This window comes from Photobacterium sp. R1 (assembly GCF_054600795.1).
Genome location: NZ_BAAHZP010000083.1, coordinates 1 through 475, shown reverse-complemented (window position 1 = coordinate 475; position 475 = coordinate 1). Strand labels below are relative to the sequence as shown.

Genomic DNA, 475 nt, shown 5'->3' with positions numbered 1-475 from the left:
TATGATTTGGGGGGCGATTATCGCTGTTGCTTTGATGCCACTGACGTTGAAAATCCAGCGCTGGTATGGCAATCGCCGGGGATTAGCGGCGACGACCGTTGCCTTGCTGGGTATTGTGCTATTAGTGACGCCGTTAGTGATGATCTCGGTTTCCGTCTACCATGCGTCAATCCAGGTACTGGAGACGCTGCAACAAGGTCAGGTGAGTCTTCCAGGGCCAGACAACAGGATTGCGGATATCCCGGTTATCGGCGATAAGCTGTTCGACATGTGGAGCTTGTTTGCCACTAACCTGGAAAAAGCCATTCAAACCTTTCTGCCGGAAATCAAGTCTGCACTGTCCGCTTTCATTGGTGTGCTGGGTGGTGCCTTGGGCGACATGCTGATATTCATCCTATCACTGGCGATTGCCGCCGGTTTTATGACCTACTCAGAAAAGATTACCGCCTCGTTAAAGGCAGTGGCTGTGCGTGCA

General features: G+C 52.0%; 1 pseudogene. It reads left to right on the top strand.

What is annotated here, in order from left to right:
- Positions 1 to 475 (top strand): annotated as a pseudogene (locus ACYP03_RS24055) (AI-2E family transporter); the annotation flags it as partial.